General features: G+C 66.0%; 15 protein-coding genes. 10 read left to right on the plus strand and 5 right to left on the minus strand.

The genetic code is table 11. The features are described from left to right. Positions 1-178 precede the first annotated feature (178 nt). A complete protein-coding gene (locus tag CAL13_RS12860; RefSeq protein WP_157664867.1) occupies positions 179-895 on the minus strand; it encodes a lipopolysaccharide kinase InaA family protein in 717 nt (238 codons plus the stop codon). A 609-nt stretch (positions 896-1,504) separates the two neighbouring features. Between CAL13_RS12860 and oxlT the strand changes: the two genes are divergently transcribed. Next, positions 1,505-2,770 (plus strand): oxalate/formate MFS antiporter, encoded by a 1,266-nt coding sequence (oxlT, locus tag CAL13_RS12865; RefSeq protein ID WP_086073637.1) that lies wholly within the window; start codon positions 1,505-1,507, stop codon positions 2,768-2,770. 153 nt (positions 2,771-2,923) lie between these two features. Further along, the gene (locus CAL13_RS12870; RefSeq protein WP_086057747.1) at positions 2,924-3,241 is read left to right on the plus strand and encodes a DUF2513 domain-containing protein; all 318 of its coding nucleotides are present in this window, start codon (positions 2,924-2,926) and stop codon (positions 3,239-3,241) included. A 105-nt stretch (positions 3,242-3,346) separates the two neighbouring features. Here the strand turns inward: CAL13_RS12870 and CAL13_RS12875 are convergent, their stop codons facing one another. Beyond that, complete coding sequence (locus CAL13_RS12875; RefSeq protein ID WP_086057748.1) at positions 3,347-5,203, minus strand: phosphoenolpyruvate carboxykinase (GTP); 1,857 nt, start codon at positions 5,201-5,203, stop codon at positions 3,347-3,349. 436 nt (positions 5,204-5,639) lie between these two features. Between CAL13_RS12875 and CAL13_RS12880 the strand changes: the two genes are divergently transcribed. From CAL13_RS12880 to CAL13_RS12905, 6 genes are all read left to right on the plus strand, one after another. Further along, on the plus strand, positions 5,640-6,428 hold the full coding sequence (locus CAL13_RS12880; RefSeq protein ID WP_086057749.1) for a DeoR/GlpR family DNA-binding transcription regulator: 789 nt from the start codon (positions 5,640-5,642) through the stop codon (positions 6,426-6,428). Then, positions 6,425-8,026 (plus strand): glycerol-3-phosphate dehydrogenase/oxidase, encoded by a 1,602-nt coding sequence (locus tag CAL13_RS12885; RefSeq protein ID WP_086072595.1) that lies wholly within the window; start codon positions 6,425-6,427, stop codon positions 8,024-8,026. The genes CAL13_RS12880 and CAL13_RS12885 overlap by 4 nt, the downstream gene beginning before the upstream one ends. A gap of 176 nt (positions 8,027-8,202) precedes the next feature. Next, a complete protein-coding gene (locus tag CAL13_RS12890) occupies positions 8,203-9,201 on the plus strand; it encodes an aldo/keto reductase (protein ID WP_086072596.1) in 999 nt (332 codons plus the stop codon). A gap of 120 nt (positions 9,202-9,321) precedes the next feature. Next, a complete protein-coding gene (locus CAL13_RS12895; protein WP_420042451.1) occupies positions 9,322-9,882 on the plus strand; it encodes a YbaK/prolyl-tRNA synthetase associated domain-containing protein in 561 nt (186 codons plus the stop codon). A 15-nt stretch (positions 9,883-9,897) separates the two neighbouring features. Beyond that, a complete protein-coding gene (locus tag CAL13_RS12900) occupies positions 9,898-10,704 on the plus strand; it encodes an NRDE family protein (RefSeq protein WP_086072597.1) in 807 nt (268 codons plus the stop codon). A 188-nt stretch (positions 10,705-10,892) separates the two neighbouring features. After that, a complete protein-coding gene (locus tag CAL13_RS12905) occupies positions 10,893-11,324 on the plus strand; it encodes a carboxypeptidase-like regulatory domain-containing protein (RefSeq protein ID WP_232462382.1) in 432 nt (143 codons plus the stop codon). Between the two features lie 111 nt (positions 11,325-11,435). On the opposite strand, the gene arfB is transcribed toward CAL13_RS12905, so the two are convergent. Then, positions 11,436-11,855, minus strand: a complete 420-nt coding sequence (gene arfB / locus CAL13_RS12910; RefSeq protein ID WP_086072598.1) for an alternative ribosome rescue aminoacyl-tRNA hydrolase ArfB — start codon at positions 11,853-11,855, stop codon at positions 11,436-11,438. Positions 11,856-11,982: 127 nt separating this feature from the next. Between arfB and CAL13_RS12915 the strand changes: the two genes are divergently transcribed. Beyond that, the gene (locus tag CAL13_RS12915; protein ID WP_086072599.1) at positions 11,983-13,020 is read left to right on the plus strand and encodes an LLM class flavin-dependent oxidoreductase; all 1,038 of its coding nucleotides are present in this window, start codon (positions 11,983-11,985) and stop codon (positions 13,018-13,020) included. A 123-nt stretch (positions 13,021-13,143) separates the two neighbouring features. Then, the gene (gene trxA, locus CAL13_RS12920) at positions 13,144-13,533 is read left to right on the plus strand and encodes a thioredoxin (protein ID WP_086057755.1); all 390 of its coding nucleotides are present in this window, start codon (positions 13,144-13,146) and stop codon (positions 13,531-13,533) included. A 16-nt stretch (positions 13,534-13,549) separates the two neighbouring features. Here trxA and CAL13_RS12925 read toward each other — a convergent pair whose 3' ends face one another. Further along, positions 13,550-14,134, minus strand: coding sequence for an IMPACT family protein (locus CAL13_RS12925; protein ID WP_086072600.1), 585 nt, complete (start codon positions 14,132-14,134; stop codon positions 13,550-13,552). 75 nt (positions 14,135-14,209) lie between these two features. Next, complete coding sequence (locus tag CAL13_RS12930; RefSeq protein WP_157664475.1) at positions 14,210-15,814, minus strand: ABC-F family ATPase; 1,605 nt, start codon at positions 15,812-15,814, stop codon at positions 14,210-14,212. Positions 15,815-16,036: the final 222 nt, after the last annotated feature.

The raw sequence follows: 16,036 nt of genomic DNA on the forward strand, positions 1-16,036 counted from the left end.
CATAGGCAGACCGAGATTGTATACCTTAGTGTACAAGTGGCGACGGCGCGTCCGGCCATGCGTGCTGCCACCCAAGACGTGTGAAGTACGGGTAGGCGAGACGGCCTGAAGCCGCCCGGCAGTGCGGCGATCCGGCAGGCGCTGCGCAGGCCTCGCGCCCCGCACGGCGCCGGATCGATCATTGGCGAGGAATCGGGACGCCGCTGCGCGAGGCCACTTGCGCCAGGCCGGCCGGCAGCCGCAAGGCGATCCCCCTGGCCCGGTATTCGGCCAGCAGGATTTCGATCTCCTCCGTCGTCGCCCCCAGCGCGCACAGGGATTTCAGCAGGCGCCGCACGTCTGAGCCGGCCGCCTGCGCCGGGGTCAGGCACTTCCGGCTCATTTCCCAATCCACGAACGCCACGGCTGGAGGGGACGTCGAAAGGTCAACGAATATCTCTTTGGGGTAAAGATGGCCGTGCTTGCGGCGGGCCAGGTGCAGCGACACCAACGCCTGGGCTACGGCGCGCAGCGCCTCGATTCGTTGGGCGGCGGTCCAGCCGCGATCCCCGAACCCCTCTTTCAAACTGACATAACCCTGCAATCCCCGCGTGACCAGAACGGCGTGCCAGCCGTCCTTGGCCTTGTGCATATCGAAAAACTCCACCGGCGGCGTGGGGACACCGATGCGGGCACAGGCACGCAGGCTCAGCCATTCGCGCAGCAGGGTCGGGCGCCCGCTCGGGTAACGCAAACTGCGGAAAACATGGTTGCGCTGCTTCTTCACGTAAAAGCAGTCGCCGGACTCGCGCAGCACGACACGTTGCACGCCGCTGAAACCGCCTCGACGCGCGTTTGGCGCCTCGGCCCACTCGCCCTGCACAGACCACCAATCGCTTGCCGCTTGCGAACGCATCGCGCCGGATCCTCGTCGATCTGCAAAAAGCGGGACGCGAAACAGGCGGCACGCCGCCCGATACCTTCCCGACTGAAAAGCAACCGGCGCGCAACACCCCCACCGGCCGACCGCTTCGTGCTCATAAAAGTGGGGCCGCATCAGGGTACAAGCTCTACCGTGACTGGTAAACAAACCGTCATACTTCGGACGTATTTCCGCAACATCGTGCGTGCAGTCAGGACATTGACAGCTTTTTCCCCGCCGAACCCCGCCCCACGCAGCGTTGCATCCCCCGGCGGCGCATAAAGCGGGCAAGACAGGGAAACCGCAAGCCGCGCAAAACGCCGGTGTTCAAGGAAGACGGCGGCGTTCAAGTCGGGCCCCATGCATGGCTCCGCAGGGTCGGGGCAAGCTGGATCGCGTAGCGGCGTTGCTACGCCGGAACTCGCGGGGCGGAGGATGCACCATGGCGGGGCCCGGTCCAGGCACCATGCTGCTGCGAGCACGCCACCGCCTGGCCGCTTGGGACAGTTTGTTCCGGTGCCGCCCCAGGAAAACGACTGCTGCAAAAATGGCATGGCCTTTGCATCGGGTTCCATCCAGACCAACACCGGCCTGGAGCCCGACATGACCGTATCGACCGAAGCCGCGCTGAGCGGCCCCAAAGAGATTTTGAGCAGTCGTTGGATTCAACTGTTGCTCGGCCTGGTCTGCATGATGGCCATCTCGAGTCCGCAGTACGTCTGGACCCTTTTCACCAAACCGTTATCCGCCAAGCTCGGCGTGCCGCTCTCGGAATTGCAGGTCACGTTTTCCCTGCTGATCGTCCTGCAGACCTTCTTCTCGCCGTTCCAGGGCAGCCTGATCGACCGTTTCGGCCCGCGGCGCCTGATTGCGCTGGGCACGCTGATGTCGGGCTGCAGCTGGATCCTGGCGTCGATGGCGACGAATATCGGGCTGTTGTACCTGACCTATGGCGTGGTCGGAGGTCTGGGCACCGGTATCGTGTATGTCGGCGTGGTCGGCCTCATGGTGCGCTGGTTTCCGGACCGCCGCGGTTTTGCCGCCGGCATGGTCGCAGCCGGCTACGGAATGGGCGCCATCCTGACGACCTTTCCCATCTCCAATGCCCTGCTCGGTTCCGGACTTGAACAAACGCTGTGGCAGTTCGGGACGCTGTTCGCCGTGATCGGCGTCATCGCCGCACAGGGCTTGCGCACGCCCGCAGCCCCGGCCGCCGCGGGTGCCGCCGCCGTCGTTCCCGGTTTGGCCCCGCGCGACCTGGCGCCGCGCGCAATGCTCAGACAGCCGCTGTTCTGGCTGATGTTCGCCATGATGACCATGATGTCCACATCGGGCCTGATGGTGACTTCCCAGATGGCGAGTTTCGCGCGCGACTTCGGCGTGGCGGACCTGATGGTGTTCGGCATGGCGGCGCTGCCGCTGGCCTTGACCGTGGACCGGCTGACCAATGGCTTGACCCGGCCCTTCTTCGGCTGGGTATCCGACCGCTGCGGCCGCGAGAACACCATGTTCATCGCTTTCGCGCTGGAAGGACTGGCGATGGCGGTCTGGCTTGCCACGCGCGAGCACCCCTTGCTGTTCGTGCTGCTGTCTGGGGTGGTTTTCTTCGGCTGGGGCGAAATCTTTTCACTCTTCCCTTCCACCCTGACCGACACGTTCGGCACCCGGCACGCAACCGCCAATTACGGCTGGTTGTACATATCGCAGGGGATCGGGTCGATTCTGGGCGGACCGCTGGCCGCCCTGCTGCACGAAAGAACTGCCAGCTGGCACCCGGTGTTCTATTCGGCGATCGCCCTGGACATCGCCGCCGCCGGGCTGGCCATCGCGGTGCTCAAGCCGGCGCGCCGGCGCTACCTGGCGCAGTGAAGAGGCGCCCCGCGTCGCCCCATGTGCGCCGCGAGCAGCCGTCCGACGGCAGGCCTAGGGCTTGCGAAGGAGCCCGCCGTCATCCGCGGGCCGTCGCGCATCTGTTAACTTTGCAGATGCGCCGGCCCCGGCGCCAACGTGAGAGGTGTCGCCATGCAACGCAATTTCGATCTGATCGTCACCATCCTCGGCGCATTCCGCGATGCCGACGCGCCCGCGCTCAGCGGACGGGACATTACGGCCGCCGTGCAGGAGCTGGATATGGAGGGCGCCACCCCGGAGGCCGTCAGCCACCATTTGGAACTGCTGGCCGACGCCGGCCTGGCGCGCAAGCTGACAGAGGGCACGACCGGGCAGGACGCCATGTGGCGCATCACCTGGAAAGGCTATGACGCCCTGGAACAGGATGAGGACGACGAAGAAGAAGACGAGGAAGACGAAGACGAGGAGGACGTTGACCTGGACGATTGACACCACGCCCCGATCAGCCGTTGCCGCGGCCTCGCAGCGGCGGCGATACAGGGACAAAAAACAAGGGGCGCCGCGGCGCCCCTTGTGCTTGCCGTCGCGGGCGGATTACGCGGCCAGACGGCTTTCGATACGCTGCTTGGTCGCCGGCAATGCCTTGGGCAGCCGTTCGGCGAGCTGTTTGAACAGCTCTTCGTGCAACGCCAGCTCATCGCGCCAGGCGGCGGCGTCGATCGACGAAACCAGCTCGTACCGGTCCGCGGTGAAATCCAGGCCGCGCCAGTCAATGTCCTCGTAGCGCGGCGTGACGCCGAACACGTGCTCTTCACCTTGCGCCTTGCCGTCGATACGCTCCAGCATCCACTTGAGCACGCGCATGTTCTCGCCGAAGCCCGGCCAGACGAATTTGCCGTCCGGACCCTTGCGGAACCAGTTGACGCAGTAGAAGCGCGGCAGCGTCGCCCCGGACTTGGCGAGCTTTTCGCCCAGGGTCAGCCAGTGCTGGAAGTAGTCGCTCATGTTGTAGCCGCAGAAGGGCAGCATGGCGAACGGATCGCGCCGGACCACGCCCTGCTGGCCGGCGGCCGCCGCGGTGGTTTCCGAACCCATGGTGGCGGCCATGTAGACGCCCTCCTCCCAATTGCGGGCCTCGGTGACCAGCGGCACGGTGGTGGACCGGCGCCCGCCGAAAATGAAGGCGTCGATGACCACGCCCTGCGGGTTTTCCCATTCAGGGTCGATGGACGGGCACTGCGACGCCGGCGCGGTGAAACGGGCGTTGGGATGCGCTGCCTTGCGGCCCGTTTCCTTGGCGATCTGCGGCGTCCAGTCCTGGCCTTGCCAATCGATCAGGTGATCGGGCGGCGTGTCCGTCATGCCCTCCCACCAGACGTCGCCGTCGTCGGTCAGCGCCACATTGGTGAAGATGACGTTCGCGCGCAGCGTCGCCATGGCGTTGTAGTTGGTTTGCTCGCTGGTGCCCGGCGCGACGCCGAAATAGCCGGCTTCCGGATTGATGGCGTGCAGGCGCCCGTCGGCGCCCGGCTTGATCCACGCGATGTCGTCGCCGATGGTGCTGACTTTCCAGCCGTCCAGACCCGCGGGCGGGATCAGCATCGCGAAATTGGTTTTGCCGCATGCCGATGGGAAAGCGGCGGCGACATGGTATTTGCGGCCCTCCGGCGAAGTCACGCCCAGGATCAGCATGTGCTCGGCCAGCCAGCCCTCGTCGCGGCCCATGGTGGACGCGATGCGCAGGGCGAAGCATTTTTTGCCGAGCAGCGCGTTGCCGCCGTAGCCGGATCCGTAGCTCCAGATTTCGCGCGTTTCGGGATAGTGGACGATGTACTTGGTGGGATTGCAGGGCCAGGGCACGTCGGCCTCGCCGGCGGCCAGCGGCTTGCCGACGCTGTGCACGCAGGGCACGAACTCGCCATCCTCGCCCAGGATGTCGTACACGGCGCGGCCCATGCGGGTCATGATGCGCATGCTGACGACCACGTAGGGGCTGTCGGTCAGCTCGACCCCGATGTGGGAGATCGGCGAACCCAGCGGCCCCATCGAGAACGGCACAACGTACAGCGTGCGGCCGCGCATGGCGCCGTCGAACAGCTTATTGAGCGTGGCGCGCATCTCCGCCGGGGCAGCCCAGTTGTTGTTGGGACCGGCGTCGGCCTTGTCTTCGGTACAGATGAAGGTACGGTCTTCCACGCGGGCGACGTCGCCGGGATCGGACCAGGCCAGATACGAGTTCGGGCGCTTTTCGGGATTCAGGCGGCGCAGCGTGCCGGCCTTGACCATCTGGTCGCACAAGCGGTCGTATTCTTCCTGCGAGCCATCGCACCAGACGACGCGATCGGGCTTGGCGAGCGCGACGAACTCTCCGACCCAGTCCACCAGTCTGCGGTGCCGTACATAGGCCGGCACATCGAGCGCGGCAACGAGTCCATCGAGAGGTCGGTTCATTGGCTTATCTCCTGATCTGGTCATAAAAATCTGTCGCGGCGCCATGGCACCGATAATCCGCGCGGACACCACCGCTTTTTTTCTGTTTCATCGGCCTGTCATGAATCTCCTGCATGCCGGGGTGTATCGGGCGATCATACCCGGGGGGATGACAACCCCGTCAACCCGACCACATGGCGGATCGCAGCCGCCGGTGAGCATAGACGGGCCGGACGCCGCCTGATCGTGTCAGAGTGAGGCGAAGCGTCACAGTTTTCGCCAACCCCGCAGCAAAACCGGGGCGAATGGGCCCTGCGTCGCGAAGCTGCCTCAGCCCGCCTTGGCATCGCCACGGGGCCCCCTGCTGCTCCATCCCCTTTCGTTCTCGCTCGGCCGGCAAGCAAATAGCTTCGGAATTGAACTTCTATTTTCGTTTGTGTTGTTTTATGATCGAAATATGGATCTGAACCCCCGCCAGCTGGCCTTGCTGGACGCCGTCCGCCAGCAACAAGCCGTCTCCATCGACGCGCTTGCCCAGCGTTTCGGCGTCACGCTGCAAACCGTGCGGCGCGACGTGGGCCTGCTGGCCCGCGCGGGCCTGCTGGCGCGCTTTCACGGGGGTGTGCGCGCGCCGGGCGCTTCCACCACGGAAAACATTGCCCACGCCCAGCGGCAGGCCGTAAACGCGGAAGGCAAGCGCCGCATTGCCGAAGCCGTCGCCAGGCAGGTTCCGGACGGCTGTTCGCTCATCCTGAACATCGGCACCACGACCGAAGCCATCGCGCGGGCGCTGTTGCGCCATCGCGGCCTGCGAGTCATTACCAACAATCTGCACGTCGCCGATATCCTTGGCGCGAACCCGGACTGCGAGGTCATCGTGGCCGGCGGCTTGCTGCGCCCGGGCGACCGCGCCATCGTCGGCGAGGCCGCCACCGAGTTCATTCGCCAGTTCAGGGTAGATATCGGCCTGATCGGCATTTCCGGCATCGAGCCCGACGGCACCCTGCGCGACTACGACCTGCGCGAAGTCAGCGTGGCGCGCGCCATCATCCAGCAGTCCCGTGAAGTCTGGCTCGCGGCGGATCACGGCAAGTTCCAGCGCCAGGCCATGGTTGAAGTCGCCCATGTCTCGCGCATCGACCGGCTGTTCACCGACGCCCCCCTTCCCGACCCGCTGGCAGCCGTACTGCGCGATGCCGGCGTGCAATGCGAAATCGCCTCCCCATTCTCCACGGCAGCGCCATGACCACCGCTACGAAGTCCACCACCCCGCCCGCGCGCGACCGCCTGCTGGCGCAACTCGATACCGCCCAGACCTGGGACGTCGTCGTCATCGGCGGGGGCGCCACCGGCCTGGGGACCGCGGTGGACGCTGCCGCTCGCGGCTATCGGACGCTGTTGATCGAGGCTGCCGACTTCGCCAAGGGCACATCCAGCCGCGCGACCAAGCTGGTGCACGGCGGAGTGCGGTACCTGGCGCAGGGCAATATCAGCCTGGTGCGCGAAGCGCTGCACGAGCGGGGTCTGCTGGGCCGCAATGCGCCCCATGTGGTGTGGCCGCTGGGCTTCGTCGTGCCGGCCTACAACCTGCTCGACCAGCCCTTCTACGGCATCGGCCTGAAGATGTACGACATGCTCGCCGGCCGCCTGAACCTGGCGCCGAGCCGTTCGCTTTCGCGCGCGCAGGCGCTTGCCGACGCCCCCACCCTTGCGCCTGAAGTGGGCGGCCACCGCCTGCGCGGCGGCATCCTCTATTACGACGGGCAGTTCGACGACGCGCGGCTGGCGGTCACGTTGGCCCGCACGCTATTCGACCTGGGCGGCGTCGCGGTCAACTACATGGCCGTCACGGGGCTGAACCAAAGCAATGGCCGCATCGACGGCGTCACGGCGCGCGACGTCCTGAGCGGGACGTCCTTCGTGCTGCGCGCCCGCTGCGTGGTCAACGCCACCGGCGTGTGGGTGGACGAGGTGCGGCGAATGGAAGACCGCGCCGCCCGGCCGATCGTGGCGCCCAGCCAGGGCGTGCACCTGACGCTGCCGCGCGATTTCCTGCCGGGCGACAAGGCGATCCTGATTCCCAAGACGGATGACGGGCGCGTGCTGTTCGTGGTGCCATGGAACGGGCACACCATCGTCGGGACCACCGATGGCCCGCGCGCCGACCTGCCGCTGGAGCCGGATGCCAGCCGGGAAGACGTCGACTTCATCCTGCGCACAGCGGGCCGCTACCTGAGCCGCAAGCCTTCCCGATCCGACGTCACCAGCGTGTGGGCGGGCCTGCGGCCACTCGTCAAGGCGGCCGGAGAAGGCGCCACCAAGACGCTGTCGCGCGAGCACACCATCCTGGTTTCCAATGCCGGCCTGGTCACCGTCACCGGGGGCAAGTGGACGACTTACCGGCGCATGGCGCAGGACGTCATGGACACCATCCTGCGCGAACACCGGCTGCCTCACGCCCCGTGCCGTACCGAAAGCCTGGCGCTGCACGGCGCGGGCGCCGCGCCGGACCCGCGCGCCCCCGCCGGGACGCCGGACGCCTACTATGGCAGCGATCTGCCCGCGCTGCGGGCGCTGCCGGGCGCGGAAAACATGCTGGTCCCCGCCAGCGGACTGAGCGAAGCCCACGTGCGCTTCGCGGCACGCTATGAACTGGCGCGCACGGCCGAGGATGTGCTGGCCCGGCGCAACCGCGCCCTTTTCCTGGACAGCGCAGCCGCGGTGCGTGCCGCGCCCGCCGTCGCCCGCATCCTGGCCGAGGAGCTCGGGCATGACGGCGCATGGCAGCGCCAGACAGTGTCGGACTTCGAACGCACCGCCCGGCAGTACCGCCTGGACGACTGAACGGCGCGCCCCGCGGCCGGACCGCTCGCATGCCGACACCGCGTCAGGGTCACGGCGGCGGCCGCAGCACATCGGGCGTAGAATCGGCCGGATTCCCGGCGTTCCGGCGGCACACGCGGGCGCCCTGGCTTGCACGATTCTGAACCGCGGCGCGCCCGCCACCCGGAGAACGCACGATGTCCATCCCCCAGATCCAATTCGGCCGCACCGGCCTGAAGGTGTCCCGCCTGGCGTTGGGCACGATGACGTTCGGTCTGCAGACCGAGGAAAGCGTGGCGGACCGCATCCTGGACAAGGCCAGCGAGGCCGGCATCAACTTCCTGGACACCGCCAACGTCTATCCCCTGGGCGGCACGCCCGATACCGTGGGCCGCACGGAAGAAATCCTGGGGCGCTGGCTCACCGGCCGGCGCTCCCGGTTCATCCTGGCGACCAAGGCGGTAGGCGTGATGGGGCCGCAGGAATGGGAACGCGGCGCGTCGCGCAAGCACCTGCTGGACGCGATCGACGCATCGCTGAAGCGGCTGCAGACCGACTATGTCGACCTGTACCAGCTGCATTCCGACGACACCGGCACGCCGCTGGACGAAACGCTGGAAGCCCTGGATACCATCGTCAGGTCCGGACGCGCGCGCTACGTCGGCGTGTCGAACTTCCTGGCATGGAGGCTGGCCACGGCGCTTGGACGGTCCGACTTGCGGCGGCTGACGCGCTTCGTCTCGGTGCAGCCGCGCTATAGCCTGCTGTTCCGCGAGATCGAACGTGAACTGCTGCCGCTGTGCGAGGCCGAGGGGCTGGCGGTGATTCCCTACAACCCGCTGGCGGGCGGTCTGCTCACGGGCAAGCACCGGCCCGACAGCCCCCCGGCTCCCGGCACCCGCTTCACGCTTGGCACGGCCGCCGGCCGCTATCAGGACCGCTACTGGAACGAACGGTCTTTCCAGACGGTGGAAGCGCTGCGCGAAGTGGCGGCGCAAGCCGGCGTGCCGCTCACCACGCTTGCCATGGCGTGGGTGCTTGCCAATCCAATCATCACCGCGCCCCTGCTTGGCGCAAGCAAACCCGAACAATTGGACGACACCCTGGCGGCGGTCGGCTACAGGCTCGACCCATCGCTGAAGGAGCGGCTGGACACGCTCACTCACGAATACCGTTTTGGGGATGCCGTCCGCTGAATGCCCATGCCGCCGACCGATCGTTCCGAATCCATGCCGTCCGACTTGATCGGCACCGACATCCCACCGGCTTTCGAGCCGGAATGCGCACCAGCGACCCCGGGGCAACAGCCAGCCCCGCTGGTATCGGCACAGGAGGCCCCCGTCCCGGACTGGAATCCGCCCGTGCACGAAAGGCTGACGGCCCTGCTCGACCAAAACGGCATCGCGTACCGGTTGCTGCATCATGCCGCCGAGGGCCGGTCCGAAGCCGTTGCAGCGTTGCGCGGCACGGCCGTGGGCCAAGGCGCCAAGGCCCTGGTATGCCGCGTCAAACTCTCGTCCACGCAGCGCACGCACGTTCTGGCCGTCTTTCCCGCCGACCGGCGGGCGGACCTGGACGCCATCGCCCGGGCCAGCGGCGGCAAGAAAGCATCGCTGGCCTCGCGCGACCTGGCGCGCGCGCTGACCGGATGCGAGATCGGCGCGATTCCGCCCTTCGTATTCAACCCCGCGCTGACGCTGCTCGTCGACGAAACCCTTGGCAGCCGTTTTGAAGAAATCGTCTTCAATGCGGGGCGGCTCGATGCATCGATTGTCATGCGGGCGAGCGACTATCTGACGCTCGTCCGGCCGCGTACCGCTGCATTCACGCGGGAGGCAGAGCGGGATACCGCCGATGCCGTCCGTGCCGGCGATTGAGGAACAAGGACAGCCATGTGCCTGGCCGTGCTCGCCATCCGGACCCTGCCGGACATTCCAGCCGTCATCGCCGCCAACCGCGACGAGTACCATGCCCGCCCATCGGCCGCTGCGGCGCCGTGGCAGGACGATCCGCGCATCGTCGCCGGCCGCGACCTGCAATCAGGAGGCACCTGGATGGGGATGACGCGCGGCGGCCGCTATGCGCTGGTGACGAACTACCGTGACCCGATGACCATCCTGCCTGGCGCGCCATCGCGCGGCAAGCTGGTGGAAGACTTTTTGCGCGGCGACGCCGCGCCGGCCGACTACGCAGCGCATGTGCAGCGTATTGGCGAGGCCTACAACGGCTTCAACCTGATCGTCGGAGACCGCGACGAGACCTGGTACTACAGCAACCGAGGCGGACCGGCCCACGCCCTTCCTCCAGGCATATACGCGCTGTCCAACCATCTGCTCGATACGCCATGGCCCAAGTTGGAACGCGTCAAGGCGGCATTCACGGCGATCCTGCGCACGCAATCCCGGCCTGACGTCGAGGCCTTGTTCGATGCGCTTGCCGACCGGTCGCCGGCGCCAGACGCCGAGTTGCCCGATACCGGCGTCGGCCTGGAACGGGAGCGATTCCTCAGCAGCCCTTTCATCGTCGGCCTGACCTACGGTACGCGCTGTTCGACCGTGATGGTCGTCGGGCGGGACCATGGGGAACTGTATGAAAGGCGCTTCGCGCCAAACGGCTCGCCGGCAGGCCGGTCCAACTGGAACCTGGCGTCCGGCCGTCCGCCACGGTCTACGACCGAAATCGCCGACCCATTCCCGTAATGCGGTCCGCGCGCTGGACGGAAATCAAAAATTTCGCAAGCGGCCGCCATGGTTCCGCACTGCCGCAGAACTTTCACCGCGCGGCGCCGTCCAACCGGATACGTGACGGGCACGGGCGTTGCGCCCGGCGCTTGTTGCACTGTTGTCGAGACTCAAGAAGCATCCTGTTCAACCATGGGAGAAAAACGATGAAAACGCTTCGTTTCGATCGGACCAAGATGACCGCCCTTGCCGCCCTACTGGTGCTGGGCGCAGCGATGGCGCCCGCCTATGCCGACCTGCCGCCGGTGCAGACGCAGGGCAATGTGCAATACGTGACGGGCGGAGTCGGGTTGGACGAGTCCACCGCCATGAAGGCCGCGGAAAAGGACTATCCGCTCACGCTCGTGTTTGCCCAGAAACAGGGCGACCAGAACGTATACACCGCCGACGTGCCGGTGACGATTACCGACAACAAGGGCGCGACGGTGCTGCAGGCCACCACCAACGGGCCTTACATGCTCGTCAAACTTCCGCCGGGGCAATACACCATCCGCTCCACCTACAACGGCACGGAAAAAGTGCAGCGCGCGACGGTAGCTCCCGGCTCGCACGCCCGGTCGGTCTTCGAATGGCAGTGACGCGCGCCGGCTTCCGCGCGCTGAACGTGACATAGCAACACAAAGGATCGCGGATACAGCGCCCAGACCCGGCCATCGGTGGGCGTCACGGCGGCAGCAGTCGCACCCCTGCTAGCCTTCGCTGGCAATCTTTCCGCGCAACTGTTTGATCTGGCCGTGCCGCACCTTGCGCTGCACCCGGCGCTGCTGTGAAGCCCGCGTCGGCTTCGTGGCCTTGCGGGCTTTGACCGGGCGGATGGCGTCCTCGATCATCTCCGCCAGACGTTCGATGGCCGCCGCGCGGTTCTTGTCCTGGCTGCGATAGGCCTGCGACTTGATCACTACCACGCCATCCTTCGTAATGCGTCGATCGCCGCTGCCCAGCAAGGCGGCTTTCACCGCATCGGGCAGCGAAGAGGCTCGGATGTCGAAGCGCAGATGCACCGCGCTCGAGACCTTGTTGACGTTCTGTCCGCCCGCGCCCTGCGCGCGGATCATGCCGAACGCAATATCGCGTTCGTCCAGGAGTACATTGCCGGAAAGGGGAATCATGGCAACGAGTCTACGCGCTTCACGTGGATAAGGCCGTTTCCTGACAACCTACCCGCCGGCAAGGTTGCTCGGGCTCATGGTTGAAATCGCCGATACACTGCCCCAAATAGTAGGCGTGAGGAACACCATGAAGCCTTTGTCTGAAATCCCGTTTTCGGTCCTCGACCTTGCACCCATCGCGCAAGGCCGCACGGCCGCGGACGCTTTCCGCAATACCGTTGAGCTGGCGCGGCATGTCGAGTCCCTGGGCTACAACCGCTTCTGGCTGGCGGAACACCACAACATCAACGGCATCGCCAGCAGCGCCACCGCGGTGCTGATCGGCCACGTCGCCGCACATACGAAGACCATTCGCGTCGGCTCCGGCGGCGTGATGCTGCCCAACCATGCGCCGCTGATCATCGCCGAGCAGTTCGGCACGCTGGAATCGCTGTTCCCGGGCCGCATCGACCTGGGGCTGGGACGCGCGCCCGGCAGCGACGGCCTGACGCAGCGCGCGCTGCGCCGGGACCCCCGCAGCGGACTGGAGTTTCCAACGCTGCTGGACGAGTTGCGCGCTTTCTTCCGCCCGGCCCACGCCACGCAAGCGGTCCGCGCCATCCCTGGCGAAGGACTGAACGTGCCGATTTGGCTGCTTGGGTCCAGCGATTTCAGCGCGCGGCTGGCGGCGGAACTCGGCCTGCCCTTCTCCTTCGCGGGACATTTCTCTCCGGAAGGCATGGCCGCCATGCAGCTGTACCGCCATCTGTTCAAGCCCTCGGAGGTCCTGGACAAGCCCTATGCCATGATCGGCGTGCCCATCATCGCGGCCGATACGGACGAGGAAGCGCGTTTTCAGGCCACCACGCAGGAACAGAAGTTCCTGTCCCTGGTCCGCGGCCATCGCCTGCAGCTGCAACCCCCGGTGCGCGACATGTCGGCGGTATGGAACGACTGGGAAAAAGCGGCAGTGCAGCAACGCCTCGGTGCGGCCATCGTCGGCGGCCCGGACACGGTGCGCCGCGAGCTGGAGGCGCTGATCGCCCGTACGCAGGCCGATGAGGTGATGATCGTTTCCGACTTTTACGAGCCCGCCGACCGGCTGCGCTCCTATGAGATCCTGGCGGCCATCAAGCAGGCGGAGCCCGCGCAAGCGCCTCAAACCGGTGTGCCGGTTGCGCAATGACACCGTCCGGCCACGGCACCCCGGTACCATGAATCTTTCTCCCGTGCCAAAGGGTGCGGCATTTTTCAACCAGGGCCCCGCGGGCCCGCATGCGCCGCGCAAGTCACGGCAAGGACGTTTCGAATGAGCATCGTCGAACTCACCAAGGATTCCTTCCAGGAAGCCATTCAACCGGACGGCACGCTGATTGTCGATTTCTGGGCGCCGTGGTGCGGCCCGTGCCGCGGCTTCGCGCCGGTGTTCGAGAAAGCGGCCGAAGAGCATCCCGACGTTACGTTCGCGAAGGTGAATACCGACGTCGAACAGGAACTGGCTGGCGCGCTGGGCATCCGGTCGATCCCCACCCTGATGGTTTTTCGTGAACAGGTGCTGCTGTTTTCGCAGCCGGGCGCGCTTTCGGCCGGCCAGCTGAACGAGCTGCTGACCAAGGTCAAGGAGCTCGATATGGAGAAAGTGCACCAGGAAATCGCCGCTGCGCAGGAAAAGCACGACGCCGGCAACGGCGAGGTCTGATCTCAGCAGGGGGGCCCTAGCCGGTCCGCAGCCTGGATCGTCCCCGGGTCAGGTTGACGATCCAGGCATCGACCTGCGCGGCCGCCTGCCGCGGCACCGCGAGGGTCAGTACGACGCCCTCGGCGTTGAAGTCTTCCTCCATGATCGTCGCGCCGGCCTGGGCCAGATGCGATTTCACGTGCTGCAGCTCGCCATACAGGCAGGCGCAGGTCGCCAGGACGGTTTCGATGATCGCCTGCTTGGGCGCCAGCCGCAGGCACGTCGCGGCCGTGCCGCCGTAGGCGCGCACCAGTCCCCCCGTACCCAGATTGATCCCGCCATACCAGCGCGTGACCACCACGGCGACGCGGTCGCAGTCCTGTCCTTCTATTGCCTGCAGGATAGGTCTGCCGGCCGTGCCGCCGGGCTCGCCGTCGTCGCTGAAACGGTAGGCCGCCCCGATGCGATAGGCCCAGCAGTTGTGCGTGGCCCCCGGGTCGGCATGCGAGGCGATGAAGGCCAGGGCAGCCTCGACGTCGGACGCGGGCCCGGCATGGGCCAGGAAGACGCTTTTCTTGATCGTCTCGCGGTGCGAGTGGCGACCGGCCAGCGTACTGGCCACGTCATTGCTCCTGCCGGGAAAAGGACAATGCGCACATACGTACCCCGGGAACCGCCGCGCGGCGGCTGAGGAAAATCAGCTTTCGATGCCGCGCGACGCCAGGTAGTCCTCGTAGCCGCCGCGGTAGTCGATGATCTGGCCGTCCGGCAGGATTTCTATGATGCGGCTGGCCAGCCCGGACACGAATTGCCGGTCGTGGGAGACGAAAAACAGCGTTCCTTCGTACTTTTCCAGGGCGAACTGGAGCGACTCGATCGATTCCATATCCAGGTGGTTGGTCGGCTCGTCCAGCAACAGGACGTTGTGGCGACCCAGCATCAGGCGGCCGAACGTCATGCGGTTCTTCTCGCCGCCGGAAAGCACCTTGGGCGCCTTGGGCAGGTCGTCGGCCGAGAACAGCAGGCGGCCCAGGACGGAACGGATGGACTGATCGTCATCGCCGGGCTGGCGATACTGGCTCATCCAGTCGAACAGATTGATGTCCGACTGCAGGAATTGGTCGGAAACGTCCTGCGCCATGTAGCCCAGATCGGCGTTGTCCGACCATTTGATCGTGCCGGAATCCGGCGCAAGGTCGCCCGCCAGCATGCGCAGCAGCGTCGTTTTGCCCACGCCGTTCGCCCCCACGATGGCGACCTTCTCGCCGGCGTCCACCATGGCTGAGAAATCCCGGATCACCGGCAAGTCGTAGGACTTGGACAGCTTTTCCACCGTCACCGCCAGGCGGTGCATGACCTTGTTCTGTTCGAAGCGGATATAGGGGTTTTGCCGCGATGAAGGCTTGACCTCGACCTGCTCGGCCTTGATGCGGTCGATCTGCTTCAGGCGCGACGTAGCCTGGCGCGACTTGGACTTGTTGGCCGCGAAACGGCGCACGAAATCCTGCAGCTCGGCAATGCGCTCCTTCGCCTTGGCGTTGTTCGCCGTCAGACGTTCACGCGCCTGCGTGGCCGCCAGCATGTAATCGTCGTAGTTGCCCGGATACACGCGGATCTCGCGATAGTCCAGATCCGCCATGTGGGTGCAGACCTGGTTCAGGAAGTGACGATCGTGGCTGATGATGATCATCGTGCTCTGGTAGCCGTTGAGCACGTCCTCCAGCCAGCGGATGGTATTGATGTCCAGGTTGTTGGTGGGCTCGTCCAGCAGCAGCACGTCGGGATTGGAGAAAAGCGCCTGCGCCAGCAGAACGCGCAGCTTCCACCCCGGCGCGACCTCGCGCATGGGAAGCTGATGCTGCTCCACGCCGATTCCCAGTCCCAGCAGCAGCTCGCCCGCGCGTGCCTCGGCCGTATAGCCGTCATATTCGGCGAACTTGGCTTCCAGGTCGGCGGCGCGCATGTAGTCCTCTTCGGACGCATCCGGGTTGGCGTAGATGGCGTCCCGTTCGGACATGGCGGCCCACATTTCGGTGTGCCCCATCATCACCACATCCAGCACCCGATGGTCTTCGAAGGCGAACTGGTCCTGCCGCAGCTTGCCCAGCCGCATGCCGGGCTCCAGGATCACGCTGCCGGACGTGGGCTCCAGGTCGCCGCCGATGATTTTCATGAAGGTGGACTTGCCGGATCCGTTGGCCCCGATCAGGCCGTACCGGTTGCCTTCGCCGAACTTGACGTTGACGTTCTCGAATAGCGGCTTGGGGCCGAACTGGATGGTGAGATTGGCGGTGGATATCACGTTGATCTTGAGTAAAGCGGGAACGGGCGCCGGGGCGCCGCAAGGAACCTGTCAGTGTACCTTGTGAGGGCAAGACATGCCGGGCGGATGGCTCCATCCGGGCTAATCCCGCTATTGCGCGGATTGTCAAGGCAGGGAGACAAGGATGTAATGAAGCGGGAGGTGCCGTGTCACAAAGGCACTCGGCCGGTGCAGCCGCGCGGGGCGGGAAGATTCGACGAG

Origin of the sequence: Bordetella genomosp. 9 (genome assembly GCF_002119725.1) — a bacterium.
GTDB lineage: Bacteria > Pseudomonadota > Gammaproteobacteria > Burkholderiales > Burkholderiaceae_B > Bordetella_C.

Coding starts and splice junctions, on each gene's coding strand:
- CAL13_RS12880 (WP_086057749.1), top strand. CDS start 5,640: ATGGATCTGAACCCCCGCCAGCTGGCCTTGCTGGACGCCGTCCGCCAG.
- CAL13_RS12885 (WP_086072595.1), top strand. CDS start 6,425: ATGACCACCGCTACGAAGTCCACCACCCCGCCCGCGCGCGACCGCCTG.
- oxlT (WP_086073637.1), top strand. CDS start 1,505: ATGACCGTATCGACCGAAGCCGCGCTGAGCGGCCCCAAAGAGATTTTG.
- CAL13_RS12915 (WP_086072599.1), top strand. CDS start 11,983: ATGAAGCCTTTGTCTGAAATCCCGTTTTCGGTCCTCGACCTTGCACCC.
- CAL13_RS12900 (WP_086072597.1), top strand. CDS start 9,898: ATGTGCCTGGCCGTGCTCGCCATCCGGACCCTGCCGGACATTCCAGCC.
- trxA (WP_086057755.1), top strand. CDS start 13,144: ATGAGCATCGTCGAACTCACCAAGGATTCCTTCCAGGAAGCCATTCAA.
- CAL13_RS12905 (WP_232462382.1), top strand. CDS start 10,893: ATGAAAACGCTTCGTTTCGATCGGACCAAGATGACCGCCCTTGCCGCC.
- CAL13_RS12890 (WP_086072596.1), top strand. CDS start 8,203: ATGTCCATCCCCCAGATCCAATTCGGCCGCACCGGCCTGAAGGTGTCC.
- CAL13_RS12870 (WP_086057747.1), top strand. CDS start 2,924: ATGCAACGCAATTTCGATCTGATCGTCACCATCCTCGGCGCATTCCGC.
- arfB (WP_086072598.1), bottom strand. CDS start 11,855: ATGATTCCCCTTTCCGGCAATGTACTCCTGGACGAACGCGATATTGCG.
- CAL13_RS12860 (WP_157664867.1), bottom strand. CDS start 895: ATGCGTTCGCAAGCGGCAAGCGATTGGTGGTCTGTGCAGGGCGAGTGG.
- CAL13_RS12875 (WP_086057748.1), bottom strand. CDS start 5,203: ATGAACCGACCTCTCGATGGACTCGTTGCCGCGCTCGATGTGCCGGCC.